Genomic DNA, 26,080 nt, shown 5'->3' with positions numbered 1-26,080 from the left:
AAAATAAGTTAGAAACTTATCAAGAACACCTAGAAATAATGGGAGATTACAGAAACTCCTACTCAAAAACAGACCATGACGCAACCTTCATGAGAATGAAAGAAGACCACATGAGAAATGGTCAACTTAAGCCAGCATACAATATCCAATTAGCAAGTGCCTCAGGTTTCATAATAGGAGAAAATGTATCACACCATCCAAATGACATGTACACCCTAAAACCATTCTTATCAAAACTCCAAACAACCTATCCAAATGAACTAGACAAAATAGTAGCAGATGCAGGATACGAAAGCGAAGAAAACTATGTATATCTAGCTGAGCATAATCTAACATCCTACATAAAACCATCAAACTACGAAAAATCAAAAACACGAAAATATAAAAAAGAACAAGAATTCAGGGAAAGCCTAGTCTATGATGAAACTCAAGATAAGTACATATCAAAAGAAGGCAAAGAATTCATAAGATGTAATGATAAATACAGAAAAAGAAAAAGTGGATATATAACAACCACAAAAGTCTATAGGTGTTTCGACCGGAACAAAGATGGTCAAAAAACTAAAGGCATTTACATAGCAGAAACGTTCCAAAAATATAGGAAAGAATCATTAGAAAACATAATATCAGACCAAGGAATAGAAGAAAGATTAAATAGATCAATCCAAGCTGAAGGAGCATTTTCCAAAATAAAGTCAGGACTAAACTACAACAGATTCCACCATAGAGGAAAAGAAAATATAATAAGTGAAATATGCCTCTTATCAATAGCACTAAACTTAAATAAACTGGCAACCAAAATAGAAAATAAGAACTTAGAAATCATAAAATACAAAGCTGCTTAAGAAAAAAATATTAATTTCATAAGCTTTATTAAGTGAGCCTATTTTTAAGGAAAATGTGGAAAAATTTATTCTCACCTTAAAAATCTCTATATAATTAAATTACTTAATACAAATATCCGAGAAAAAAAGTGATGTTGCAGAATAGATTTAACTATTCTGCAACATCACCTAATAATCTTTATAGATTTAAATCATTTTCATTAAATTCTGTTTTTATACCGTCTTCTACTACTTCTACCTTGATGTCGTTACGTTCTTGTTCTGTAAGACCTTCTTTTTTGATTTCTTTTCTTACAGCTATATCTTCTGCAATTAGTTCCATTTCTTTCCTATCTAGTGGATAGAATCTGATTAAAATCATTGTCACTAATAGGGTTGCGAAAGATATTCCTATAAGTATTAGTCCACCATTATAGATTGCTGGTGTTAAGGCATCTCCTGGTTGTGGATAGGCATCTTTAAAGCCCATTAAAGCTACAACCCATCCTATAACTACTGGAGCTAAGGATGATGATATTGAGTCTGTTAGGGAGAAGATTGTTCCTATTAGACCTGGAGCGAACTTACCTGTTTTAGCTGTTACATAGTCAGTTATATCAGCACTCATTGTTAGAACTATGGATGATGGATAACCACCAGCTATTCTAGCTAGAACCCATAGGGCTATGAATATTATTGATACACAAGACATATTTGAAAGTGTTGTTGTATCAGGTGTTATAAATAGAAGGCCAAGGACAATTGCTATAGCAACTGTAGCTATGGTTACTGATACCTTATATGATGTTTTTAAGTCTTTCTTTTGTGCCAATCTTGTAAATAGGAATACGAATAATAGCTGTGGAGCTATTGACCAAACTGATACATCACCTGCTAGCATGTAGTTACCAAGTAGGATACCAAAGAATATGGCTAGGAAGTTTTGGTCAGATATTAAACTTAGAGAGAACTTAATTAAGGCTCCGCATAGGGCAAGGATTTTAAGTGGTTTATTGCCCTTTAGGATTGAGAAATATTCCTTAAGTGAGTTATGCTCTATTGATTCTTCACCTATACCAAAGTATTTGCTGTTATCTTTTCTTCTTATTCCTATCATAGCTAGGATAGTGAAAATAAGTGATGAAATTATAATTAGTGGTAGGAATTGCTTGTAAAACTCCATATTGTATTCGCCGATTCTAGCGAAAAGTACTCTTGTTACAAATATTTGGCCACCTGTGAAGGCTATTATACTAAAGATTGAGTCAAAGACTGAAAATAGTGGTCTTTGAGCTGGATCATTTGTAAGGGATGCTTGAGCAGCCTTGGTTACTGTTTGTTGGAATGAATATACGATCTTGTGAAAAATCAAACCAATAAATAGGGCCAACATGGTTGGGATAGGTAGGTTGTGGATATTAAATAGGAAGATAAAAGATAAAATCAATCCTAAGTTAGATAAGAGCATGATAGGTCTATAACGTCCCCACTTGGTATTGATATTATCAATAGCTACACCAATGGCAGGGTCTATAAGACCATCAAATAACCTAGCAAGGCCTAAAACACTTGCTATTAGCACGGTTGTTAAACCAGCAATACCTGTTGCATAAAAACCTAAGAAACCATAAGCGAAAAGATAGAGGTTTGATGCACTATTGTTTAGTGAAAATAGAGCGATTTCCCATAATTTCGCCTGGTGATAGGCCGAGGTCTCATGACCGTCTACAATTACTTTCTTGTCTGTCATTTTTTCTCCTAATAAAATATTAGCGGTTTGCTTAAAATTATTATGTATCAATGCACTCAAGGCCTATAATTCTAGCGATGTAACCGCTTACGACACTTATAGTATATTACCTATTTTAAGCCTTGTCAAGCCTTTTCCTAGAAAAATAACAAAAGTTAAAATTTAAGTAAAAAAAGAAAATTATATTTAGGAAATCGATAATTTATATTCATCAAGGTTTAATTTTAGAAAGAGATTGCGATTTACAAGCAAAGACTTAAAAGCGTGCAAAAAAAGAGTAAGCTAGCTTGCTTACCCTTTGATTTATGATGAATTTATTATACTTTCTTTAAAAGAATTATTAGATTAAAGCTCTTCAAGATATTTTTCGTACTGGTCCTTCCAATATATCTCATCTTCTTCGTTTATCTCTCTGATTATCTTAGCGGGATTGCCCGCCACTATAGTCATGGCTGGTACATCTTTTGTGACTACAGACCCTGCCCCTACTATTGCTCCATAACCGATTTTTACTCCAGGAAGGAGTGTTACAGATCCTCCTATCCAGGCCTTATCTTCTATTATTATTGGCCTTGCCTTTTGGATACCCTTAGCCCTAATTTCTGGATCTATGGGATGGATGGCTGTGTAGATGCCGGTGTTTGGTCCTATTAGGACGTGATTTCCTATTATTATTTTGCCTACATCTATCATGGCTACTCCGAAGTTTATGAAGGAGTTTTGGCCTATTTCGATGTGATTTCCATAATTGCATCTGAAGGGTGGGAGGATTTGCGAGCCTTCACCGATTTTTCCTAGGATATCTTTAAGATTGGCCTGCATTTCTTGGTAGGATTTTGACTTATTGAATTTTAATAATTTTTCCCAGCAGGCTGATAGGGAAATTTGGAGATCTTCATCTACCTTATAAAGGTCGCCTGCTTGCATTTTTTCTCTATTTGTCATATCTACAATATACATCTTAGAAAAAATATGACAATTGCCTTTTTTATTAGTATGATAATAAAATTAGATTAGATATATAGAAAGGTTGACTTATGAATAGGAAAGTAAATTTATTGACAGGGGAGATTAGGCCTACCCTCCTTCGCCTGTCCTTGCCGCTTGCCCTTACTGCCTTTATTCAGATTGCCTATGGTTTTGTAGATACGATTTGGATTGCTAGGCTTGGTACTGATGCTGTGGCAGGTGTTGGGATTGCAGGCTTTATTTTTTGGATTGGCAATTCTATTGTCCTTATTCCTAAGGTAGGGATGGGAGTTTATGCTTCCCAGGCCTATGGGTCTGATAGGGAAGATGAGACGATTAGGATTATTAATAACGGCTTTATCCAGGCTCTTATTATGGGTCTTGTTTTTACGACTTTTTGCTTGCTTGTAAAGAATGTTTTTATTGAGTTTTATAAGCTGGGAGATGTAGCAGAGGCTTGTGCTAAGGATTATTTTTTTGTTGTGGCTCTTGGTATGATTTTATTTTTCATTGGACCCATGCTTACCCAGTCTTTCACATCCTTGGGGGATTCCTTCACTCCTTTTGTGATTAATGCTGTTGGTCTTGTGATTAATATTATTCTTGACCCTGTTCTTATCTTTGGCTTTGGCCCAATTCCTGGACTTGGGGCTAAGGGTGCTGCAATTGCCACGGTTTTTAGCCAGTTTGTGGTGGTTGCTATTTATTTAATTGTTGTCTTTTCTAAGGATGGGATAATCAAGTCAGCCCTTAAGGAGATTGATTATAGGGAAAATTGGCAGCTTGAGATTTTTAAGCTGGGACTTCCTGCGGCTACACTTTCAGCCTTCCATGCGACTATTTCTATGGTTCTTAATAGGTTTATGTCATCTTTTGGACCAAAACCTGTTGCTGTTGCTTCAATCGGAGCTCAGCTTGAGTCTATTTCATGGAATACAACCGAGGGTATCCAGGTTGGGATCCAGGCCCTTGTGGCACAAAACTATGGAGCAAAAAATAAGGAGAGAGTAAGAGATTCTATAAAGGAATCCTTCAAACTTGTGGCCTTTATCGGCCTTGTAGCAAGCCTTGTCTTAATTATTTTTAGGTTTAAACTTTTCAGTATTTTTACACCTGGAGATGGGGAGGCAATTAAGCTTGGTGCTGCTTATTTATTTATTCTAGGTCTTTCCCAAGTCTTCATGTCTGTAGAAATTGGCCTGGCAGGATGTTTTAATGGAATGAGTGATACCAAGACTCCGGCGGCCCTTGGGGTCCTTTCAAATATCTTTAGGGTCCCTATAGCGATTGTCCTTATGCCTCTGGTAGGGGTCTACGGAGTGTGGATTGCTATGAGTGCTACCTCTATTGTTAAGGGCCTTTTGGCGACAAGCCTTATTTATAGGAAGCTTAAGAAATATTTGTATAAGTGAGATAAGACTTGCAAAAATAATAACTAATAATATAATTATGGTAAGAGAGCGACCTCTTATAAAGCCCTTGATATGCTCAAGGAATAAAGAGAATAGTGCGATTCTCCATGAGAATCAATAATTAAAAAAGGCAGTAGTTCCCAGCTACTGCCTTTTTCTTACTTGTTATTAGTTTTGTTTTCTATATATTTTTCAATATATTTGAAAATGATCGCTACTAACAAGGGAAAAAATAAATTTTCCAATAAGAATAGTGTTATCTCCATGATTATCACCTCTTTTTTAGGAGATGCTAATATTATATTATTAAAGAATGAATTTTAAAGAAAAGAATATGTTTGAATTTTATAAAAATAAGCTTTCTTCGTAGAAGAAAAGGTTTACAGAATTGTTTTTTTGTAATATTATAATAGTATACATAATTACAAGGAGGACTAAGTGAGAAGTATTAGATTGCCTTATGGCAAAGAATTTATAGAAAAAGAAGTAGATGATAAGGTTTTTGTCCTTGAAAGCGCTGCTCATACATATAAGGCTCCAAAAAGTCAGGAAGACTTGGTTAGGGATGCCCTAGAAAATCCAATCGATTCAGAAAAGCTAAGAGATTTAGCCAAGGGCAAGAATAAAATTACCCTTATAACATCTGACCACACAAGGCCAGTACCATCAGCTATTACCCTTCCGATTTTGCTTGAAGAAATTAGAAAGGGAAATCCAGATGCTGATATTACAATCCTTATAGCTACAGGCTTCCATAGGCCAACTACTAAGGAAGAGATGATCTCTAAATTTGGCAAGGAAATTGTTGAAAATGAAAAAATCGTAAACCACATCTCATCAAAAGATGAGGATATGGTTGACCTTGGAACCTTGCCATCTGGCGGAAAATTACTTATTAATAAAATTGCTGTTGATTGTGATTTGCTTATTTCAGAAGGCTTTATCGAGCCACATTTCTTTGCAGGTTTCTCTGGAGGAAGAAAGTCAATACTTCCTGGTATTGCTAGCCAAAAGACTGTATTTGCCAACCACTGCTCTAAATTTATTGCAAGTGATTATTCAAGAACAGGTATCCTTAAGGAAAACCCAATCCACAAGGATATGGAATATGCAGCCAATAAGGCAGGCCTTGCCTTTATATTAAACGTTGTAATAGATGCCGATAAGAAGATAATAAATGCCTTTGCAGGAGATAAGGTGACAGCCCACGCTACAGGTTGTGAATTTGTAAGGAAACTTTCTACTGTTGAAGGAGTAAATGCAGATATTGCCATTACAACAAATGGTGGTTATCCGCTTGATCAAAATGTCTACCAATCAGTCAAATCAATGACAGCAGCAGAAGCAGCTGCAGCTGATGACGGGGTTATAATTGAAATATCCAGATGTAATGACGGCCACGGTGGTCAAAGCTTCTATGAGACCTTTAGAGATGCCAAAAGCCCTAAGGAAGTAGAAGACAGGGTTCTACAAATTCCAATGGAAGAAACCATAGCAGACCAATGGGAAATCCAAATCCTTGCAAGAATCCTAGTTCGCCACAAGGTAATATTTGTAACTGACCCATCAAACAAAGAACTAATTGAGAATATGCATATGGAATATGCAGAAAACTTAGACCAAGCCCTAGCAAGAGCTAAAGAAATCAAGGGAGAAGATTCCCGTATAGCCTTCGTGCCAGATGGGGTATCTGTAATTGTTAATAAAAAGAAATAAAATGAGATATGCAAAAGACCGGCTAAAAATAGTCGGTCTTTGTTACTTATTTTAGATTTTCTATATTTATTTCTACTATTGTATCCATTACTAGGTCGGCTTCTTTTTTTATGTCTTCCCATTCATTTTCATTCCATGGGAAGTCCTTAAGGCCTACTGTCTTTATTCCTTCCTTGCCTGCAGCCTTTATAGCATAGAGGGCATCGTCAAAGAGTATGCAGTCTGACGCCTGTGCTCCGTGTTTTTTGATTATATAGTGCCAATAGTCTGGGTCTGATTTTTTCATATCCAAGAGGTCAGGTGTGGCGAAAAAGTCGAAATAATCAAAGATTTCTAGCCTTTTTAGGGCCATTTCTAAGTAAGGATAGGGAGTAGAAGATGCTACTGACATTGAAAATCCAGCATCCTTAAGTTTTTTGAGAATTTCTTTTGCTCCTTTTTTTGGCATAAGGGTATTTTTATAACCATCTGTAATTATGTCATCAAAGTGGTCCATGACTTCTTGGGCTGTCATATCTTTGGCTATTTCATCGGCTATATAGACGCACATAGCCTCAAAGGATAGGGCTTCGATTTTGCCCTTTTCTTCTTTTGATAAATCCTCAAGCTTAAAGCCATATTTGGAAAAAAGTTCGTTTTGTGGCTTAATCCATATGTGCATTGAATCAAGTATTGTTCCATCTACGTCAAATATTAGTTTTTTCATTAAGGTCCTTTCTATTTTGTGGGTGATTTGCTGCTTATATATATTTTATAGGATTTTTATAATAAAGGCAATTAAAAACAGCCTAAACTTTCGCTTAGACTGCAATTTTTAATATGGGATAGCTAGGGCATTCATTGTGCCGACAGCTAATTGTTCAAATGATCTGTGGTTATTTTCAAAGGCTGGTGAATATCTATTGATAAAGGACTTATAAGATGTGTAGCCCTTGTTTGCATAGCCTTCACGCATTAGTTTAAAAAGGACCTCAACCCCTGCTTCAACTGTTGGTGGGTTGATCCATTTAGATCTGCCAGCGTAAGCATAGCCATATTCAGAACCATAGCCGCCCTTGTAATAACGGATAGATCCGAAATTGTATTTTCCGCCTGCAGGATTTTTGCCGAAAGTTGTTTCCTTAGCGATTTGTCCCATGAATATTCCAACGTTGATGCCGTATTTTTGAGAATATTTCATGATTGTATCACCATATCCCTTAAGAGCTGAATAGTGCCCTCTCTTTTCTAGGAAACGGTCAATGTAGGCTCCGTCAATATGGTCAGGGTTTTCGGTACGGATATCAAAATTTGAAATAATACCTTGTCTGTAGCCTCTCCAAGCAACTCTGCCTGGTTCATCTTCATTACCTGTTGCATTCTTGCTTGTACCAGTGATTTCTATCCTATCAGGGTGATCTTCTTCTTTCTTCTCTTCCTTTACATCAACTTCGTTTGCTTCCTTATAAAGGGTAGGTTTGATGATGGTTTGTTCTAAGTTTTCTTGGCCTTTTTCGCTAGATTCTTTAATTTCTTCTATGTCAAGGCTAGTTTGGTCATAATAAACTACTGTTTCTGCCTTTGTAGCTGTTACATCTTCTGCAGCAAAGGCTGGTTTTGTCAGGCTTGCAAAAAATATTGCTCCTGCTATTATGTATTTAAAATTCTTCATATTATCTCCTAATTTCTTAACGATAGTTTATATTCTATACCATATTTATGGAAATGTCAACAAAAGAATTACAAAATATTTACAAATAGTTTACAAATACTAATAAAAACCCTATATTTAGGGGTTAAATATTACAAAATAAATTAAAAACCTAGGATAGTGGTCAATCTTGAGAAATTATCGGCTTGTTATATAATCAAAGCAAGATGATTTTTGAATAAATCGAAAGGAAATTAGTTATGAACATACTTTTAGACTTATATATAACTTTTTTTAAAATTGGCCTTTTTACCTTTGGTGGGGGCTATGCTATGCTGCCCTTGCTTGAAAAGGAATTGGTTGATAAGAAATCCTGGGCCACCAGCGAGGAAATCCTTGATTATTATGCCATCGGCCAATCGACACCTGGGATTATTGCTATAAATACATCCACTTTTTGCGGATACAAGATGGCAGGGGACATGGGAGGCCTTGTGGCAAGTCTTGGCTTTATTAGCCCATCTGTCATTATAATTACACTTATAGCAGGTTTTCTTAAGAATTTTTCCCATATTGTGTGGATTCAGCACGCCTTTTCCGGCATCCGCATAGCCGTATCTGCCCTTGTTTTGTATTCGGTGATTAATATGGTGAAGAAAAATGCCAATACAAGTATGAAATTTTTGATTTTTATCCTTACCTTTTTGGCTATTGGGGTCTTTGACCTATCGCCAATTCTTATTGTAGTAATCGTAGCAGGCCTTGGTATAGGACTTGGGAGGGTGAAAAATGCTTAGATTAATGTGGGAATTTTTTAAGACAGGACTTTTTGCAGTAGGTGGGGGAATGGCGACAATTCCCTTCCTTCAAGACATGGGAGAGAAGTACGGATATTTTACAAGCGAAGAGCTTTTGGATATGATTGCAGTTTCAGAATCTACACCAGGGGCCATCGGAATAAATATGGCAACCTATGCTGGCAACAAGGCCTACGGTCCTCTTGGTGGAATTTTAGCAACCCTTTCCTTAATTGCAGGACCTATCATTATAATTTTAATAATTGCAAGGATGATGAGTAAATTCAAAAATTCAAAGCTAGTGGCAGATGCCTTTTCCACCCTAAGACCAGCTACAGCTGGCCTAATACTTGGTGCTATGGCATCAGTCCTTGTCATAACCCTATTTGACCTAGACTTATTTAGGCAAAGCGGAAATATAACAGACCTTATTAGGCCCCTACCAATAGCCCTTTTTGCTATATTTTTAGGAATCATGTTTAAATTTAAAAAACTCCACCCACTATGGATCATAGGAGCTGGAGCCTTGTGCGGGGTAATCTTTGCCCTTTAAATAATTTTTAAAATCTCCATGACCAAGGGATCCCTGGTCATGGAGATTTTTTATAATTTTATCCTTAGTGACCTTAGGAGGATTTTATCGATATTTTTTAATCTTCCCTTTATTTTTATGAAGGTTGCGGAAAAGATTCCAAAATCATAGGTGGTTTTGCATGCTTCTTTTATAGTTTTTTCTGGTCTGATGACTTTAAAACTATCTTCATCCTCGCTTTCTCCGATTAGAAAGCTTATATCTTCTAAGGAATCCGTTGAAATTATTTCTATTTGGCTAAAGACCTGCTGGGTGTCAAAGGCGAAGAAGGCTTCGCTTTCGTTTTTTGCTTGCCTTAAGGCAAAGTCTTCTATATAGGCATCTAGCCTGTATTTTTCTACTAGCTTGTTGATTTTTACCTTTCCATGATAGGTTTTTCCACAAAGGTCAAGACTTGATTTAATTAGGTAGGAGTCATTTTTTATAAAATCATCTTCATCAAAATTATCATATTCTATATTCTTGCCATGGTAGATAATTTTCCCCTCATCATCTATTAGAGGTAGAGATTTGGGAAGGACTGGGTCTTCTCCTTCAAAAATTCCCATTTCATAGGTCATAAGCCTAGAGTCTTTTTTTAGATTCTTTATATAAAGATTTATAGGAATATTTTCATCAAAGCTCTCATAGCTTGCAAAATCATCGTCTTTATTGATTTCTATTAGCTCCCAAGTTTTAGCATCTTTGGTGAATATTTCTGGATAATTTTCCTTATCAAGTGCAAGAAGATACTTCTCATATTCTACGCTTTGGTCTTTTTTAAATTCTCCTCTTGATTCTATTTCTATTTGAGTTTTTTGTATATTTGCCCCATAAGCCTTGACTACGACAGGACCGGCACCTATTGCCTCTATTATGGCAAGTAGCCTTCCACCGTAGGCTTTTTTGTGCTTTGTTTTAAAGGGCTCATGGTCTGTTTGAAAACCTGAGTCTAGGGCGAGAATTCTTGCGTTTTTAGAGACTTCTACAAATATTTCATCCCTTGCATCTGTTTTTATTTGGCTATTTTTATCGACAAGGTCGATTGCTATATAATTTATTTTTTTACAGCCATCAGAAAAATAAGGATAAAAGGATTCTAGCTTTATGAAAGTTTTATCTCCTGGTGTCCATATTTTTGACCTGCCCAATGTATTTTCTATTATTTTACCATTCTTGTCATAGGAGATTGCCTCGATTTTTCCCTTTTCATAAGGTAGGTGCCAAGTCATGTAGAGGGCCTTGTGACCACTTTCTCCTTTTAGTTTTTTGTAGGTAAAACCTGCAGGAGTTTTTACTTCCTCCATGTATTTTTTGCCGAGAGATTGTCTATTGCCTTTGGAGTCTGTAAAGATTAGCTCTACAGCCCAGGCGTTGGTATAGACAGTAAGAGGTACATTTTCTGTAAAAGATCCAAGTTCTTTGTCATTCCAAGAAGGCAGAAGGTGGGTGGTTGTATCCTTATCATTCCACTGGGCCCTATAAAAATAATAGGAATCCTTGGCAAAGCCGGCTGTATCGACTATGCCAAAGAATGAAGACCTTGGGGCTTTTTCCCCATAAGGATATCCTCTTGCTATAGCATTATAAGGAGTGGGTTCTCCTAGGTAGTCAAAGCCTGTCCAAATGGCCTCGCCCATTATGAAATCACGATTTATGACATCATACCAAGCCTCTGATGCTAGATTTCCCCAAGCGACCTTTGAATCATCAAAGGATGTTAGTCTGAAATCATCCCTCAAATCTCCTCCAAGTCTATCGTAGCTGGCCCTGGAGTTGATGGATGAGGCTGATTCAGATTGCCAAAGGATCCAATGTGGATAATCTTTGTGGATTTGGTCATATTTTTCGCCATAACAATAATTTAGGCCTACAAGACCCTTGTTCTTAGTGATTTCTTCTTCGATTTCAAGAAGGATTGGGTCATAGCCATCTCTTAGGGAGTTATCACCTATTGTAAGATATCTTTTCTGGTCAATCTCCCTTGCCCGGTCAAGAAGATTTTTGGTTATTTTTGGATAGTCTTTTCTCTTGCTTTGGTTGGTCCCGCACATGAGTTCATTGCCCAGAGAATAGGCGATGATGGCTGGTGAATTGTAGTCTCTCCTTAGAGTTTCCTTTAGGTCATATTCAGCCCGGGTCATTTCTTCTTTAGAATTTAAAAGATGGCTTGGGCCTATTTTTTTATCAAAAAACCTCGAATAATCATTGTAGTCGTTGTTTTTATCCATTATCCACCCATCAAAGATTTCTTCGATGAGGAGGATGCCGTATTTGTTGGCTATATCGATTAGCTTTGATGAGGCAGGATTGTGGGTAACCCTTATGGCATTTGCTCCCATATCTTTCATTATGAGGACCTGTCTTAAAATCGCCCTATAGTGGTCGGCTGCACCTAAGGATCCTTGGTCGTGGTGGAGGCAGACTGCCTTAAGCTTGATAGCTTTGCCATTTAATTTAAGGCCGCTTTGGCTAGATGCGGAGAAATACCTAAAGCCGTAGTCGTTTGTGACTATATCAAGGACTTGTCCATTTTTTTCTATAGTCGATTGAATTTTATAAAGATGTGGGGAGTCTGGCTGCCAAATTTTAGGGTATTTTATTTGAAAATTGCTTTCTATATTAAAATCTTCTGTAGGATTTATTGTAAAATCCTCTGACTCATAAGTTTTGATAATCTTGTCATCATAAAGGATCTTGTGGTTTATTCTTATTTTTTCTTGGTTTTTGCCTTTATTTTCTAGATTGGCCTTGATTTTTAAAGTGACATCAGCCTTATTTTCCTCAAGACCAATGTCATTTATTTTTATTTCTTTAAAGTAAATGTCATCTGCAAGGATTAGGTCCACATCTCTAAAGATGCCAGAACCTGAATACCAGCGACTGGTGGGGATTGGATTATCAACCCTTATAGCCAAGATATTTTCCCTATCGTAATAGAGAAAATCAGTAAGGTCAATCATAAATGGTGCATAGCCGTGATGGTGGCTGGCAAGAAATTTCCCGTTTAGGTAAATGTCACAGTCGCAGTAGATACCATCAAAGGCGATTAGGACTTGTTTTTTATCCCCTATATAAAATGACTTCCTATAAAGGCCGATGCCAGCTAATTTGTAGGCAGATTGGGCCTCACCTGCCCTTGAATAATTCCTATTAATCGAATAGTCGTGGGGGATATCTACGATCTCCCAGCTTGAATCATCAAAGTCAGGCTTGTAAAAGCCTGGAGCTTCTCCAAGGGCATGGCGCCAATTTTTATTTAATTTATAAAGTCTCCTGTTGGCATCGATTTTTTCTGTAAAGTGTTTAGTTTTCATAAGCTTCCTCGCTTGGTAAGAGATTTAGTCTGAAGCTAATCTTCTTTACTTTTATTAAATCTTGGTGGCTTATTTCTTTGGATTTGAATGGCTTGCCGTCGATATTAAGATTTTCTAGGAAATTTTTGTGGGGATAATTTTCCTTAGTTTCAATCTCTAAGATATTTCCATTAGAGAGTTTGACCTTCATCTTATCAAAAAATCCTATTCCAATTTGATAAGTCCCAGATCCTGGACAAAGTGGGTAGATGCCCATGGCTGAGAGGATGTACCAAGCTGCCATTGACCCGTTGTCCTCATCTCCTGGGAAGCCATCAAAGCTATAGGAAAAATAATTCCTCATGATTGTCTTAACTATGAGCTCTGTCTTATGATATTTTCCGATAAGATTATAAAGATAAGGCAAGTGGAAGGATGGTTGGTTGGAGATAGCAATTTGACCAAGGTGGGCATCATGCATCTCAACCATCTCGTGGATGTCATAACCGTAGGAGCCTACATGGTAGATTGAATCAGCATTTGCTATTTCATCTAGTCTTTTTTCAAAAGCCTTTTTTGAACCAAAAAGCTCTATAAGCCTTGGAAAATCATGGTAGGTGTTGTAGGAATTTTGGTAGGCAGAACCTTCTGTATAAGGGGAGCCCCAAGCAAGGGGGTCAAAGTCTTTTATGAAATTTCCATCTTCATCCTTGGCCCTTAAAAATTTGCTTGCAGGATCAAAGAGCTTTTCCCAATTTCTAGAATATTTGTAATACTTATCTGCTAGGTCGATTTTTCCACAAAGTTCAGCTACCCTTCCTATAGAATAATCAGCAAGAGAATTATCAAGGCTCTGGTTTACAGATTCATGAAAAATTGCAGGAACATATCCATATTTCCTGTAGGTTTTGGCCTTATAACGACCGTATTTGTCATTATCTGATTCTTTTTCTGCAGTATCAATCATGGCCCTTAGGAAATCTTCCTTCATATGACTTCCTATGCCCTTTGTTAGGCAATCTGCAATCACATTATCAACTAAAGTCCCTGGCATGAGGCCTCTTTCATCTGGTGATAGCCACTTTGGCAAAAATCCTGTATCCCTATAGAAATTTAAAATTCCTTCAAGGATTTCCTCCAAATCATCTATGGCAACTAGACTTAGGAGGGGGAAGAGGGTCTTTTGCCCATCCCAAAAACCGATATTTGTATAAAATTTGCCAGCTTTTACAGATTTTGACTTGGTGTCATAATAGATTGGATTTGATTTTTCGTCTTTCTCATAAAATTTCATAGGAAAGAGAAAGGCCCTGTAAACTGCGTGGTAGAAAAATTTCACTTGGTCTATTTTTTTATAAGGGGTAAATTTTGAGAACCCATCCTTATAATCATCATGGACTAGGCTAAATTTATCAAAATACTTATCCCAGGTTTTTTTTGATTTTTTTAAGAATTCTTCAAGGTCTTTTGGAGATCGCTTGTAATTTAATTTAGCTTGGTCTGCTGAAATAAAGGAAGTTGCAAAAATTATTGAAAACCTATCTCTACTTGGCTTTACATAGTAGATGTCTCCTTCTTTTTTAAAATCAAAATCTACATCAAGGCCAATCTTTATGTACATTTTTAAATTTTCATCTTCACAACCTGCATAGTTTATTACATAGCCTTCTATAAAATCTGAAGACTTATCGAGGGTAAGGCCATCTGCAAAGATTTTAAAAGAAGAAACCCTATCAAAATTAATTATCTCGGAAGAAGTATCCATAGATGCTCTAAGCCTTGAACCATTTTTGTAAGAAATTTCTAGAAAATTTGGCCTAAAGATGGATTTGTCCTTGTCATAAATATTTTCCTTATTATCAAATATAGGAGAGATTTGAAAATGCGAAAAATCACCCATCCATGGGCTTGGCTGATGGGTTAGGCGAAGGGCGATCAAGTTTTCATCTTCAGGATGAAAGAAAAAACTAGGGTCATTTCTGGTCATTAGGGTCAAATAATTATTCCCATGGGGGATTGCACAAAGGGGTAGGGTGTTGCCGTTTGAAAAATCCCTTGTTGACGCGCTTCCTATTCTGGTATCCGTATATCTTATGTCTTTTAAAATTTCATCGATTATTTTCATGAAGTTACCTTTCAAATATTTATGTCAATTCCTTAGATGTTTATAATAATTCTAACAAGAAAAGGTTTCCTTGTAAAGAAAAAATCAATTTTAGAAATAAAAATACCAGCCTGGCTCAAGCCTGACTGGTATAAAAATTTATCTTATTTTTTTCTTACGATTTTTCCTATTTCACCTAAAACTAATGGGATTAGGGATAGTACTAAAACTGGGATCCATTCCCATGTGAAGGATACTATCTCAAAGAGTTCTGTTAAGACTGGTACATACATTACTACTAATAGTAGTGAGAATGATAAAAGTACTGCCTTAATTAGGTTAGGGTTTGTTGTAAAACCTAATTCTTTGAGGGTGTATTTGGTACTTCTTACTGAGAAAGACCTTAATAACTCTGATGTGATTAGGGTTGCAAATACCATTGTGTGGGCACCTTCTATAGAATCTGGGAAGATCCATTTTAGTCCTACTATATAAGCAGCTAGAACTGCTATTGTAATATAAATTGATTGTAGGATTAGGTTGGTTTTTACATCACCTGAGATTATTGATTGTCTTGGATCTCTTGGTGGTTCTTCCATAAGACCTGGCTCTGCTGGTTCAACACCTAGGGCTAGGGCTGGGAAGGCATCTGTGACTAGGTTTAGCCATAGAAGTTGGATAGGGGTAAGTGGGCTTGGAAGGCCTAGAAGTATTGATATAAACACTATTAGGACTTCTGCGATATTACATGATAAGAGGAAGGATACAAACTTTTTGATGTTTGAGAAGATTACTCTTCCTTCTTCTACTGCATTTACAATTGTTGCGAAGTTATCATCTACAAGAATCATATCTGAAGCATCCTTGGCTACGTCTGTTCCTGTTATACCCATTGATATACCAATGTCAGCGTTTTTGATAGCTGGAGCATCGTTTACTCCATCGCCTGTCATGGCTACTATCTCATCATTTTCTTGTAGGGCTTTTACAAGCTGAGTTTTATTTTCTGGAGATACTCTGGCAAAGATTCTCTTTGTTTTTACTATCTCTCTGATTTCAGCATCTGTCTTATCGTTTAGTTCAGAACCTTGCATGGCTTGGTCACGGGAATCCGCTATACCTAGGTCTTTTGCTATGGCAAGGGCTGTTTCGAAGTAATCGCCTGTAATCATGATTACATCAATTCCTGATGCGTGACATTCTGCGACTGCTGCTCTTGCTTCTGGTCTTGGTGGGTCAATCATACCTGTTAGACCAACAAATACCATATCGTGTTCGATATTTTCTGTTGTAAGGTCTGTATCAAGGCTTTCTAAAGGTTTGAAGGCATAGGCCATTACCCTTAGGGCTTGGCTGGCTAGGTCGTTATTTTCATCAGCAAGCTCTTTTCTCTTTGCATCAGAAAATTCGATTAAATTGCCATCAATTAGAATTTTTGATGAATTTTTCATGATGACATCTGGAGCACCCTTGGTCATGGCATAGTATTTGCCGTCAAGTTCGTGGAAGGTTGTCATCATTTTTCTAGTAGAATCGAAAGGTATTTCTTGGATTCTAGGGTGTTTTTCATTTAGATCTTCTTGGTTGATGTTCCATTTTTCGGCAAAGGTAAGCATTGCACCTTCGGTTGGATCACCTGTAATCTTGTATTCTTCGCCATCACGAATTAAGTTAGCATCATTACATAAGGATGCTATGGTCATTAGAAGCTTGATTTGGTCATCACCATCAACAACTTCTTTTTCTTCATCTCTGATGTCACCTTCTGGCTTATAACCAGAACCTTCTACCTCGTATTCTTTGTCATTGGTATAGATTTTGGTGATAGTCATTTCGTTTTGAGTAAGGGTACCTGTTTTATCTGAGCAGATAGCTGTGGTTGAGCCTAGAGTTTCTACAGAAAGTAGGTTTTTAACAATGGCCTTTCTTTCTGCCATTCTATTCATACCGATTGATAAAACTATTGTAACAACAGCTGTTAGACCCTCTGGAATTGCAGCAACTGCAAGAGATACTGCTATCATGAAGTTTTCAAGTAAGTCTGCTCCGCCCCTTAGGTAGCCTACAGCAAATACAGCTATACATACCACGATTACAAGGATAGCAAGAACCTTTGAAAGTTTTTTAAGTTGGTTTTGAAGAGGGGTATCCTTATCTTCAACCTCATCCAGACTTGTTGCAATCTTACCAATTTCTGTATTTGATCCTGTGCCTGTAATAAGGCCGATACCGTGTCCATAAGTAACAATAGATGATGAGTGAGCGTAGTTTTCTCTATCGCCAATACCTACATCTTCATTAGTTGTAAAAGATGCATCCTTTTCAACAGCTACTGATTCACCTGTTAGAGAAGATTCATCTATCTTAAGGTTAGATGTCTCAATAAGTCTCATATCAGCAGGGATGATATCACCTGTTTCAAGTACAACTATATCGCCAGGGACAAGGTCCTCAGCCTTAACATGGCCTCTTTTGCCATCACGAATAACAGTTGCTTCAGGCGAACTCATCTTTTGTAGGGCTGCCACAGAATCCTCAGCCTTACCCTCTTGGATAATTGACATAATTGCATTGATTACAACGATTGCAATGATAATCGCACACTCGATGGCATCACCTGTGAAAGCTGAAACAATAGCTGCTGCTATAAGTAATAAAACCATAGGATCAGCGATTTGTTCAAAAATTTTCTTCCAAACAGACTTTTTATTAGACGACTCAATCATATTTGGGCCGTACTTTTCAAGTCTAGCAGAAGCTTCAGATGAAGTTAAGCCACGTTTGGGATCAGTGCCGTGTTTTTTAACTATTTCATTAATACTGCCTTTGTAGTCCATAATTCCTCCTAAATATTATTGCAAAGGTATAAAAAAAGCGGAGCCAATGGCAATTTGAAATTCAAATATACCAGCTCCGTCTTGCCACCACAAGGGTTTATTTAACCGGGATAATCCGTGTCTTGACGATTAAATAATTGGGCTAGTCCCTTTTGCTACTAACATTATATATTAAAAGCAAGTAAAAATCAATCATTATCCTTAAGATTAAACTTTTTTCTTAAAATAAATTTGCTAAGGGCAAATAAAAGCAAAAAGTAAAAGATAAGTGAGATTATTAGAATTATAGAAAGAATATTTCTATCAATTTCTAAATAGATTAAAATAGGAATTATGATTCCATAAAAAATCCCACCGAGGCAAATAGCCAAAATCCCAGCAAACTTATTACCAAATCGCCATGTCTCCTTAGAATAACAAGCTTCCCACACATGAAAACCCACAGTCATATCAGGAAACTTGCTATGGAAAAATATAAAAAATATACCAATATAAATTGAAAAAATTAGCAACATCAAATCGCCAACAATAACTGGACCCAAAAAATCACTCCTTTTTATCCTTGATAAATTAAATTAGCTTAGGGAGCATCTCCCTAAGAACTTCTTTTATTAGTATACTACTTATTTGGGTTTTATTATCCAAGATAATATTATTATAAAGTATTTTTCTTCGTAATGTCATCTCATAATAAATTATTGTCATCAAGCTGATGACTTCGCCAAAGGGGGAGAGCCAAGGGAACGTTCCGCATGTTCCCTCACCGCTCTCCCCCTTACACCCCCTCTTCGCTACACCCTCCAAGCGGCTCCTTAGGCGGAGTGCGAAAGGGGAAGATTTTTTTCAAAAATCTTCTTTATTATGACGGATTACTTCGTATATATGTGCCCTTCTTCTTACTGATTTAAAATCAAAAGTCCCCTAAAAATCACAATCTAGTCCAACTTGGATTTTTATAGTTACTTGTCATCTTAGTATTAACAGAATTTTTATTTAAGTATGGTTATCAGTGTGATTTTATTTACGGTGACTTTCGCTTTTAAATCTCCCAATAGATTAATATAGAAGTCTCGCTATCACAATGTTTGCGAAGCAAACGAGCCTTAGGACTGATTCGTCGTTATAATTCTATCAGAATACAGAACTATATCCCTAAGGTCGGGAGATTTTGTAAATGGAGATGCCGTTAAGAAAATCTCCTGACGCACGAGTACAAATTAAATTTCTGTAACTACTGAGATGTAGAGTGCATATAAAAGAAACATTCAGACTAGATTGAGATTTTTAGGCATCGGAATGTCAAAATCAGTAACAATAAGGATAGCTAATACAAGGGGGTCTGTCTAAAAAGAGAGGCTTGCCAAAGGCAAGCTTCTGTTCATGCTCCCCGCTTTAGGGGCCGCTTGGGGGTGTAACGGGGAGAGGGTGCAAGGGGGAGCCCGATGAGACTAACTATCGGAAGTCAAGTAAAAATTAATAAATTAAAATACATAATAATTTGAATAAAATCCTAAATTATTCAACGCTAATAGACTTCCGTTAGGTTGAATAACGAAATTTGGGCATGACAAATAAGNCCGATGAGACTAACTATCGGAAGTCAAGTAAAAAATAATAAATTAAAATACATAATAATTTGAATAAAATCCTAAATTATTCAACGCTAATAGACTTCCGTTAGGTTGAATAACGAAATTTGGGCATGACAAATAAGCTATCACTTTTGACAGCTTAAAAATTGTATAATATTTTTTAAATCATTAATTTTTTTGACTTATAAATTTTTGATTAGTCTTTAGAAGATGAAATATTACTCTGGTCAATTTCCTAGCCACATGGGTTAAGGCTACATAATGATGTTTGCCTTCGCTTTTCTTTTTCTCGTAATAGAGTCTAAACGTTTCATCATTTTGGCATATGAGAAAGGCTGCTAGGAATAGAGCATCCCTTAAATATGAACTTCCTCTTTTACTCATACTACTGTAGGATGAATTCATTGTTCCTGATTGGTTAATTGATGGATCAAGTCCTGCATAGGCTAAGAGTTTGCTTGGGCTCTCAAACTTATCTATGTTTCCTATCTCAGCTATTAGACTAGGTCCTATCTCAATACCTACGCCAGGCATAGTCATTATTGGATTATCCATTTCATTCAAAAGTAGTTTGATTTGCTCATTAACTTCATCAATTTGTTCTATTAGAAATTCTAAGGCTTTGATATCTTGAACTAATCTAAAAGATACAGCGGGTGAATTAATACCTATAGACTTCCTTGCAGCCTCCCTAATTTCTATGGCTCTCTCCTTAGAATGATTGCCATTAGAAGCCTTTTTAATTAGGTTAGTTATTCTAGTGAGGTTAGCCTTAGCTATCTTATCTGCTGATGGATATTCTTTTAATACTTCTAAGGTGTATTTACAGAATACATCCTTACAGACTTTAGCTAATTCAGGAAATATTAAATCTATGTATCCAACAATAGCATTTTTAAGCTTAATCCTGTCATTTTTTAAAGAAGATTTGTATCTAGTTAGTGACTTAAGTTCGTAATTATGATACAATTCATTATGAGTAGGATTAGAGTCAGTAGCTCTTAGAAGCTTTGCAATGAAGAAAGCATCAACCTTATCGGTTTTTGTATTTCTAAAACTATCAGCCTTTCTGTAAAGACTAGTTTGATAAGGGTTAAAGAAATGAATGTTAAAATTCAAATCTAGTAGAAATCTTGAAAGATTAAGATGATAGTGACCGGTGGACTCTAATCCTATTCTAATTTTATCCTTACCAAAATCAGAAAGTTTTCTAAGCAAATACTCAAAACCATCTTTAGAATTCTTAATTTCAAAATGACACCCCTTATCAAAGTTATTCTCATCAGCAAGATAGCAGTTATGCTTAAACTTAGAAACATCAATACCCAAATAGATCATAGAAAACTCCTTAAAAATTATTGTTGTGCGTCCACATAAGTTATGCCTCGTATCCTTGTACAATAAATCGTCTAGCGATATCTAACTAATTAACAAAAAAACATAGTTATGTGGTTGTAGTCTCGTCGCAATAGTCAAAGCTATAGGGACCTCATACACATTCCACAACACTATGTTTAATGTATAGTATTCCATTGTTTTTTCCATAGAATGACTATGGTTATATGATACAAGGGACCATGCGGAAGGTCCCTTGGGGCTCCCCCTTGAGACGGAGATTCAATAGTAAATAATAATCGTTTAATAAAAGATAAAATAACGAAGAATTAAATTAAATAATAATATTATTATCTTGGATAATAAAACAAAAAATTATTATATTTATTATAAAAAAAGGGGTTTTAGGGGAAATACCCCTAAAATAATCTTATCTTGGATAAGACCCCCAAATAATGGTATTGTTATACTAGTGAGGTTTTTATGAAAATTTTAATTACCAGTGATTGGTACTGGCCTGTTGTTAATGGGGTGGTACGTTCTGTTTTGAATTTAAAAAAATATTTAGAGGATAAGGGCCATGATGTGAGAGTCCTTACCTTATCTAATACTACAAAATCTTATAAGGATGGCAATGTTTATTATGTAGGAAGTCTTTCTGCCAAGAAGATTTATCCCCAGGCTAGGGTTTCTAATCTTTTAGCTTCCTCTCATCTTAAGGAGATTAAGGAGTGGCAACCTGATATTATCCATTCCCAGTGCGAGTTTTCTACCTTTTTGATGGCTAAGAGCATCCAGCGAGATTTAGAGATTCCCCTTGTCCACACCTACCATACGGTTTATGAGGACTACACTCATTATTTTTCCCCATCTGAAAGGGCGGGTAAGAAGATGGTGGCAATTGCTTCTAAGACTTTTTCTAAGCTTTGTACTAGGATTATTACTCCTACTGCCAAGACTGAAGAGTTGCTTCTTAAGTATGGGATTGAGAAAAATAAACTTGATGTAATTCCTACAGGTATTGCTATGCCTGAGTTTTATGATAAAAAAATCCTGAGAAAATCACTTGGTATGGCTGATGATGAGAAAATCATTATCTATTTGGGTAGGCTTGGTGAGGAGAAAAATATAGAAGAGGTCATGGCTTATTACGATAGGCTAAAAGATCCTACTATAAACCTATACATAGTTGGGGGAGGCCCATACCTTGATAAGCTTAAAAAATATGCAGCTAACTTATCCAAAAAGGTGATTTTCACCGGTATGGTTGATTCAAATTCTGTTAACCGCTATTATCAAGCGGCTGATATTTTCTCTTCTGGATCAGTTTCAGAAACCCAAGGTCTAACTTATTATGAGGCTCTTTCTAATGGGACCATTGCCCTTTGCAGGAATGATTCGGTCCTTGATGGGGTCATTGTAAATGGCTTTAATGGCTTTAAATATAATGATTTTGAAGAATACGAAAAATTTGTAAATAGGGTATTTTCAGATTCTGAATATAAGGAGCTTCTTGAAATAAACGCTAAGGAATATGCCAAGGAGAATTTTTCGGTTGAAAGCTTTGGCAAGAAATGCGAAGATGTTTACCAAAAAGCAATAAAGGAATACGTCCATGAAGGTATTAATATATTCAAAAGATTATGAAACAGTCAAAGAATCTGGCGTAGGCAAGGCTATTGACCACCAAAAAAAGGCCCTAGACCTTGTAGGTTTTCCCTATAGTCTGGATGAAAAAGAAGATTTTGACCTAGTCCACATAAATACCACCTTGCCAGGAGCAGTTTCTTTTGCACACAAGGCAAGAAAAGCTGGCAAGAAGGTAGTCTATCACGGCCATTCAACCATGGAAGATTTTAAGAATTCCTTTGTCTTTTCAAATGAACTTGCCCCACTTTTTAAAAAATGGTTAGTTCATGCCTATAGGCAAGGTCACATAGTCCTAACCCCAACCCAGTATTCTAAAAATATCCTAGAAACTTATGACCTTGATAGGCCAATTGAAGTTGTGTCAAATGGAATAGACCTAGATTTTTGGATAGAAAAAAGTGATGATAGGGCGAATTTTTATAAAAAATATGGCCTAGACCCAAATAAAAAATCAATAATATCTGTGGGCCTTCCCATAAAAAGAAAGGGCATAGATGATTTTATAGAGCTTGCAAAAAGGATGGATGAATACGAATTTGTCTGGTTTGGCAAGCTTGATAAGAGTCTAATGAGCCCGGAAATAAAAAAAGACATTGACCAAGCACCAGATAATTTCCACATGCCAGGCTATGTGACAAGCGATGAATTGAGGATGGCTTATTCAGGTTCAGACCTCTACGCTTTTTTAACCCACGAGGAAACCGAGGGCATAGTCCTTCTAGAAGCCCTAGCCACAAAAGCCCAAATCCTAATAAGGGATATAGAAATCTTTGAAGATGGCTTTGTGGACGGAGAAAATATCTATAAAGGAAAGAGTCTAGATGAATTTGAAAGTAAAATAGGGGGCATTCTTGAAGGAAAGCTTGCGGATTTAAGCGAAAAAGCCTACAAAATAGCCCAGGAAAAGTCGATTGCAAATACAGGAGAAAGATTAGTAGAAATCTATAGAAAGGCAATGAGTCTATGAGATCTATAATAAAATTGACAGGAGCCCTAATAATCTTCATCCTAATACCAAGTATAGTAAGCACCTTATTCTTAGACCTAAACAAGACCGATGATATAGGGATGATAATGGCTCAAATGTGTATAATAGCTATGGTTGTCATAAGTTTTTACCTGGCAAGTAAGACAATTAGAAAATATGAAGAAAAGACCTTGGAATTGATTTATAATCAAAAAGACATAGAAGGCCTAAGAGATTTAAGAGAAAAAAGAATAACTTACAAGTCAAAGGCAGCTATCACAAAGGAAATTTTAATCAGAGACCCAAGCATATTTGAGGCAGAAAAGCTTAGGAAATACACAAATAGGACAGAAGATATGGCCCACTACTATGCGGCACTTCTGGCAGAGGCAAGTCCAGAAAAAAGAGAAGAAATCAAAATCCGTAGAGATAACTTTAAGAAAAAATACGGCCACAAGGCCCTAGCCTATACAGACTTTAAGGGTAATCTTACCACATCAATCAAATGGTTGGGAGCATTTTTCATAGCCTTTGCTCTTGCAGAGCTCTTAAAGGCCTTAGGAACAAACTTAGGCTTTTACCTAGCAGTAAGCTTCATCCAAGCAGGAATCCTCGGGGCCTACATGATAAACACCATTATCTGGTTATCAAGAACAACCAAATCTTATTGGGATAAGGAATATATTTAATATATTTTTAAGATAAAAAAGATTCTCCATCAAAAATGATGAGAATCTTTTTTATTTATAGTTTACATATTTATTATGAAAGAATATTCATAAATGCTGTTATAATAATTGGGTTAAAAATATTTATAAATATAACGGTTATAACAGGAAGCACAAACCAAGCTGTTGGAGCAGGTCCGTGTTTTTCGGTTACAGCAGTCATATTAGCAATAGCATTTGGAGTTTGACCTAAGCCAACGCCACAGTGGCCCGCTGCCATTACAGCTGCTTCATAATCACTACCGCAAGTTTTAAATGTAATGAAGTAAGCGTATATGGCCATAAGTAGTGTCTCTGATAGTAAGATTACAAACATAGGGATAGCTAAGCTTACTATTTTGGCTATATTAAGTTGCATTAAGGCCATTGAAAGGAATAAGTTTAGTGAGAAGGAACTTATAGTACCTATTTCTTCTGGTTTAAGTTCATAATTTTTATAGTCGGCAATATTTCTAACAATAGCTCCGGCAAATAAGCAACCGACATAGTAAGGGAATTTCAAACCTGTTTTATTAAGTAGTAATGATATAATTGAACCTAATGCACCGGTTAAAACAACTAATAAGAAGCTTTTTAAAAATGAAGCTTTGTTAAGCACTGTTTTTTCTGATGTTGTAGTTTCTTCATTCTTTAAATTTTCATTGGTTTTTAAATTTTTCTTTTCAATTAATCTTTTTGCAACAGGTCCACCTATTATACTTCCAACTAACAAACCAAATGTAGCTGCAGCTGTACCTATGGCAGTACCTCCAGCAGCTCCCAAGGCTTCAAAGTCAGGCCCGAAAGCAACAGCTGATCCTACACCACCACTCATTGATACAGAGCCCATGGCAACTCCTAGAAGAGGATTTATTCCAAATAACCTAGCTAATGAAGCACCAAGTAAGTTTTGGAAGACTAATAGGAGAATAGCTACAACAGCAAGTTTCATTCCTAGTATTCCACTCTTTTTAACTATGTAGATAGAACACTCAAATCCAACTGCTGTAAAAAATACATTCATAAAGAAGTCCTGTAAAACTGAATCCATTTCAAATGAATATAGATTATTTCTTACTCCAATGAAAGCTAATAAACTAAATATTAATCCCCCTATTACCGGAGCTGGTATAAAATATTTTTGTAAAAAATTACTTTTTGATTTGATTTTACTACCCATAAAAAATAGCAAAGCAGCTAAACCAGCAGTTTGTAATACATCTAATTGAATAGTCATCTTTTACTCCTTAATTTTCAACTTCTATATTTAATTCATCAAATTTTTTCTGATAATTGTAAATATCAAACAAGCTCTCGCCTTTTTTGATCCTATCTATAACGACAGATTCTTTTTCGTCTCTTAATTTAGATTCTCTAATTACCTCTTTGATATTTTCTTTTTTGATTAAGACTACACCATCGTCGTCACCAAGTATATAATCGCCCGGGTTAACAACAACATTATCAACAGCTATAGGATGATTTATAGTACCAACCTCTACTTTTGAAGTTCCAAGGATACTCAAATTTTTACAAAATACCTGAAAATCCATTTTTTTAATGTCTTCACTATCTCTTACTGAACCGTTAGTAATAAGTCCGCTAACTTTTTTAGTTTTTAACTCTGTAGCAAGCACTGCTCCGAAAGGCCCACTCATCTCTATACTGTTATGGTCTAAGACGATTATTTGACCTTCTTGTGCCATAGAAATAGCTTTTATAAGCATTAGATTGTCAGATGGGCCTGTCTTGACGGTAAGAGCTTGACCACAAATATGCTTGCCCTTGATAAGAGGTTTTATATTTGGATTGAATGCCCCTTTTTTGCCCTGAGCTTCATGGACTGTAGCGGTAGTTAGCTTTGATAATTCCTCTAAAATTTCTTTGTTATCATCTATAACGTTGTTTTTTACATCACACATA

Annotated in this window: 20 protein-coding genes; 8 read left to right on the top strand and 12 right to left on the bottom strand. The window is 36.1% G+C overall.

Annotation, left to right across the window (positions count from 1 at the left end; all coding sequences use genetic code 11):
- On the top strand, positions 1 to 845 hold an 845-nt coding region (locus tag C8269_RS07750), incomplete at its 5' end, for a transposase (protein WP_158698360.1).
- 178 nt (positions 846 to 1,023) lie between these two features.
- Here the strand turns inward: C8269_RS07750 and C8269_RS07745 are convergent.
- Positions 1,024 to 2,574, bottom strand: coding sequence for an MFS transporter (locus C8269_RS07745; RefSeq protein ID WP_106461108.1), 1,551 nt, complete (start codon positions 2,572 to 2,574; stop codon positions 1,024 to 1,026).
- 345 nt (positions 2,575 to 2,919) lie between these two features.
- Positions 2,920 to 3,519 (bottom strand): sugar O-acetyltransferase, encoded by a 600-nt coding sequence (locus tag C8269_RS07740; RefSeq protein ID WP_106461158.1) that lies wholly within the window; start codon positions 3,517 to 3,519, stop codon positions 2,920 to 2,922.
- Positions 3,520 to 3,611: 92 nt separating this feature from the next.
- Between C8269_RS07740 and C8269_RS07735 the strand changes: the two genes are divergently transcribed.
- Positions 3,612 to 4,955, top strand: coding sequence for an MATE family efflux transporter (locus C8269_RS07735; protein ID WP_106461107.1), 1,344 nt, complete (start codon positions 3,612 to 3,614; stop codon positions 4,953 to 4,955).
- Between the two features lie 438 nt (positions 4,956 to 5,393).
- A complete protein-coding gene (larA, locus tag C8269_RS07730; protein WP_106461106.1) occupies positions 5,394 to 6,671 on the top strand; it encodes a nickel-dependent lactate racemase in 1,278 nt (425 codons plus the stop codon).
- A 46-nt stretch (positions 6,672 to 6,717) separates the two neighbouring features.
- Here larA and C8269_RS07725 read toward each other — a convergent pair whose 3' ends face one another.
- Positions 6,718 to 7,377, bottom strand: coding sequence for an HAD family hydrolase (locus C8269_RS07725; protein ID WP_106461105.1), 660 nt, complete (start codon positions 7,375 to 7,377; stop codon positions 6,718 to 6,720).
- Positions 7,378 to 7,485: 108 nt separating this feature from the next.
- The gene (locus tag C8269_RS07720) at positions 7,486 to 8,322 is read right to left on the bottom strand and encodes a glucosaminidase domain-containing protein (RefSeq protein WP_106461104.1); all 837 of its coding nucleotides are present in this window, start codon (positions 8,320 to 8,322) and stop codon (positions 7,486 to 7,488) included.
- Positions 8,323 to 8,561: 239 nt separating this feature from the next.
- On the opposite strand from C8269_RS07720, the gene C8269_RS07715 reads away from it, so the two are divergent.
- Together C8269_RS07715 and C8269_RS07710 are read left to right on the top strand one after the other, a co-directional pair.
- On the top strand, positions 8,562 to 9,098 hold the full coding sequence (locus tag C8269_RS07715; RefSeq protein ID WP_106461103.1) for a chromate transporter: 537 nt from the start codon (positions 8,562 to 8,564) through the stop codon (positions 9,096 to 9,098).
- Positions 9,091 to 9,651: a chromate transporter gene (locus C8269_RS07710; protein WP_106461102.1), complete on the top strand. Its 561-nt coding sequence runs from the start codon at positions 9,091 to 9,093 to the stop codon at positions 9,649 to 9,651. Before C8269_RS07715 ends, C8269_RS07710 begins: the two co-directional genes overlap by 8 nt.
- Before the next feature lie 50 nt (positions 9,652 to 9,701).
- On the opposite strand, the gene C8269_RS07705 is transcribed toward C8269_RS07710, so the two are convergent.
- The 6 genes from C8269_RS07705 to C8269_RS07680 form a co-directional block, all read right to left on the bottom strand.
- Complete coding sequence (locus C8269_RS07705) at positions 9,702 to 12,986, bottom strand: glycoside hydrolase family 2 TIM barrel-domain containing protein (protein WP_106461101.1); 3,285 nt, start codon at positions 12,984 to 12,986, stop codon at positions 9,702 to 9,704.
- Positions 12,976 to 15,090, bottom strand: a complete 2,115-nt coding sequence (locus tag C8269_RS07700; RefSeq protein WP_106461100.1) for a GH92 family glycosyl hydrolase — start codon at positions 15,088 to 15,090, stop codon at positions 12,976 to 12,978. Before C8269_RS07700 ends, C8269_RS07705 begins: the two co-directional genes overlap by 11 nt.
- Positions 15,091 to 15,233: 143 nt before the next feature.
- Positions 15,234 to 17,906, bottom strand: a complete 2,673-nt coding sequence (locus C8269_RS07695; protein WP_106461099.1) for a cation-translocating P-type ATPase — start codon at positions 17,904 to 17,906, stop codon at positions 15,234 to 15,236.
- A 188-nt stretch (positions 17,907 to 18,094) separates the two neighbouring features.
- Positions 18,095 to 18,448, bottom strand: a complete 354-nt coding sequence (locus C8269_RS07690; RefSeq protein ID WP_106461098.1) for an SdpI family protein — start codon at positions 18,446 to 18,448, stop codon at positions 18,095 to 18,097.
- A 28-nt stretch (positions 18,449 to 18,476) separates the two neighbouring features.
- Positions 18,477 to 18,710 carry a hypothetical protein gene (locus C8269_RS07685; protein ID WP_106461097.1) on the bottom strand — a complete coding sequence of 78 codons (234 nt, stop codon included), beginning with the start codon at positions 18,708 to 18,710 and terminating at the stop codon, positions 18,477 to 18,479.
- Between the two features lie 956 nt (positions 18,711 to 19,666).
- Positions 19,667 to 20,836: an IS110 family transposase gene (locus C8269_RS07680; RefSeq protein ID WP_106461076.1), complete on the bottom strand. Its 1,170-nt coding sequence runs from the start codon at positions 20,834 to 20,836 to the stop codon at positions 19,667 to 19,669.
- A 480-nt stretch (positions 20,837 to 21,316) separates the two neighbouring features.
- Between C8269_RS07680 and C8269_RS07675 the strand changes: the two genes are divergently transcribed.
- Genes C8269_RS07675 through C8269_RS07665 form a run of 3 tightly spaced genes read left to right on the top strand, consistent with a single transcriptional unit; the run spans position 21,317 to position 24,139 of the window.
- The gene (locus tag C8269_RS07675; RefSeq protein ID WP_106461096.1) at positions 21,317 to 22,480 is read left to right on the top strand and encodes a glycosyltransferase; all 1,164 of its coding nucleotides are present in this window, start codon (positions 21,317 to 21,319) and stop codon (positions 22,478 to 22,480) included.
- Entirely contained in the window at positions 22,449 to 23,450 is a 1,002-nt protein-coding gene (locus C8269_RS07670; protein WP_106461095.1) for a glycosyltransferase family 4 protein, read from the top strand. The genes C8269_RS07675 and C8269_RS07670 overlap by 32 nt, the downstream gene beginning before the upstream one ends.
- The gene (locus tag C8269_RS07665) at positions 23,447 to 24,139 is read left to right on the top strand and encodes a hypothetical protein (RefSeq protein WP_106461094.1); all 693 of its coding nucleotides are present in this window, start codon (positions 23,447 to 23,449) and stop codon (positions 24,137 to 24,139) included. The genes C8269_RS07670 and C8269_RS07665 overlap by 4 nt, the downstream gene beginning before the upstream one ends.
- A 73-nt stretch (positions 24,140 to 24,212) precedes the next feature.
- On the opposite strand, the gene gltS is transcribed toward C8269_RS07665, so the two are convergent.
- Both gltS and C8269_RS07655 read right to left on the bottom strand, forming a co-directional pair.
- Complete coding sequence (gene gltS / locus C8269_RS07660; RefSeq protein WP_106461093.1) at positions 24,213 to 25,394, bottom strand: sodium/glutamate symporter; 1,182 nt, start codon at positions 25,392 to 25,394, stop codon at positions 24,213 to 24,215.
- Between the two features lie 10 nt (positions 25,395 to 25,404).
- Positions 25,405 to 26,079, bottom strand: coding sequence for a 4-carboxy-4-hydroxy-2-oxoadipate aldolase/oxaloacetate decarboxylase (locus C8269_RS07655; RefSeq protein WP_106461092.1), 675 nt, complete (start codon positions 26,077 to 26,079; stop codon positions 25,405 to 25,407).
- Position 26,080: the final 1 nt, after the last annotated feature.

Origin of the sequence: Anaerococcus sp. Marseille-P3915, from assembly GCF_900258475.1 — a bacterium.
Taxonomy (GTDB): domain Bacteria; phylum Bacillota; class Clostridia; order Tissierellales; family Peptoniphilaceae; genus Anaerococcus; species Anaerococcus kampingae.
Note: the sequence above shows the minus strand (reverse complement) of the source record. Positions and strands in the feature narration are given on the sequence as shown.

Coding starts and splice junctions, on each gene's coding strand:
- C8269_RS07745 (WP_106461108.1), bottom strand. CDS start 2,574: ATGACAGACAAGAAAGTAATTGTAGACGGTCATGAGACCTCGGCCTAT.
- C8269_RS07740 (WP_106461158.1), bottom strand. CDS start 3,519: ATGACAAATAGAGAAAAAATGCAAGCAGGCGACCTTTATAAGGTAGAT.
- C8269_RS07735 (WP_106461107.1), top strand. CDS start 3,612: ATGAATAGGAAAGTAAATTTATTGACAGGGGAGATTAGGCCTACCCTC.
- C8269_RS07725 (WP_106461105.1), bottom strand. CDS start 7,377: ATGAAAAAACTAATATTTGACGTAGATGGAACAATACTTGATTCAATG.
- C8269_RS07720 (WP_106461104.1), bottom strand. CDS start 8,322: ATGAAGAATTTTAAATACATAATAGCAGGAGCAATATTTTTTGCAAGC.
- C8269_RS07715 (WP_106461103.1), top strand. CDS start 8,562: ATGAACATACTTTTAGACTTATATATAACTTTTTTTAAAATTGGCCTT.
- C8269_RS07710 (WP_106461102.1), top strand. CDS start 9,091: ATGCTTAGATTAATGTGGGAATTTTTTAAGACAGGACTTTTTGCAGTA.
- C8269_RS07705 (WP_106461101.1), bottom strand. CDS start 12,986: ATGAAAACTAAACACTTTACAGAAAAAATCGATGCCAACAGGAGACTT.
- C8269_RS07700 (WP_106461100.1), bottom strand. CDS start 15,090: ATGAAAATAATCGATGAAATTTTAAAAGACATAAGATATACGGATACC.
- C8269_RS07695 (WP_106461099.1), bottom strand. CDS start 17,906: ATGGACTACAAAGGCAGTATTAATGAAATAGTTAAAAAACACGGCACT.
- C8269_RS07680 (WP_106461076.1), bottom strand. CDS start 20,836: ATGATCTATTTGGGTATTGATGTTTCTAAGTTTAAGCATAACTGCTAT.
- C8269_RS07675 (WP_106461096.1), top strand. CDS start 21,317: ATGAAAATTTTAATTACCAGTGATTGGTACTGGCCTGTTGTTAATGGG.
- C8269_RS07670 (WP_106461095.1), top strand. CDS start 22,449: ATGAAGGTATTAATATATTCAAAAGATTATGAAACAGTCAAAGAATCT.
- C8269_RS07665 (WP_106461094.1), top strand. CDS start 23,447: ATGAGATCTATAATAAAATTGACAGGAGCCCTAATAATCTTCATCCTA.
- gltS (WP_106461093.1), bottom strand. CDS start 25,394: ATGACTATTCAATTAGATGTATTACAAACTGCTGGTTTAGCTGCTTTG.
- C8269_RS07655 (WP_106461092.1), bottom strand. CDS start 26,079: ATGTGTGATGTAAAAAACAACGTTATAGATGATAACAAAGAAATTTTA.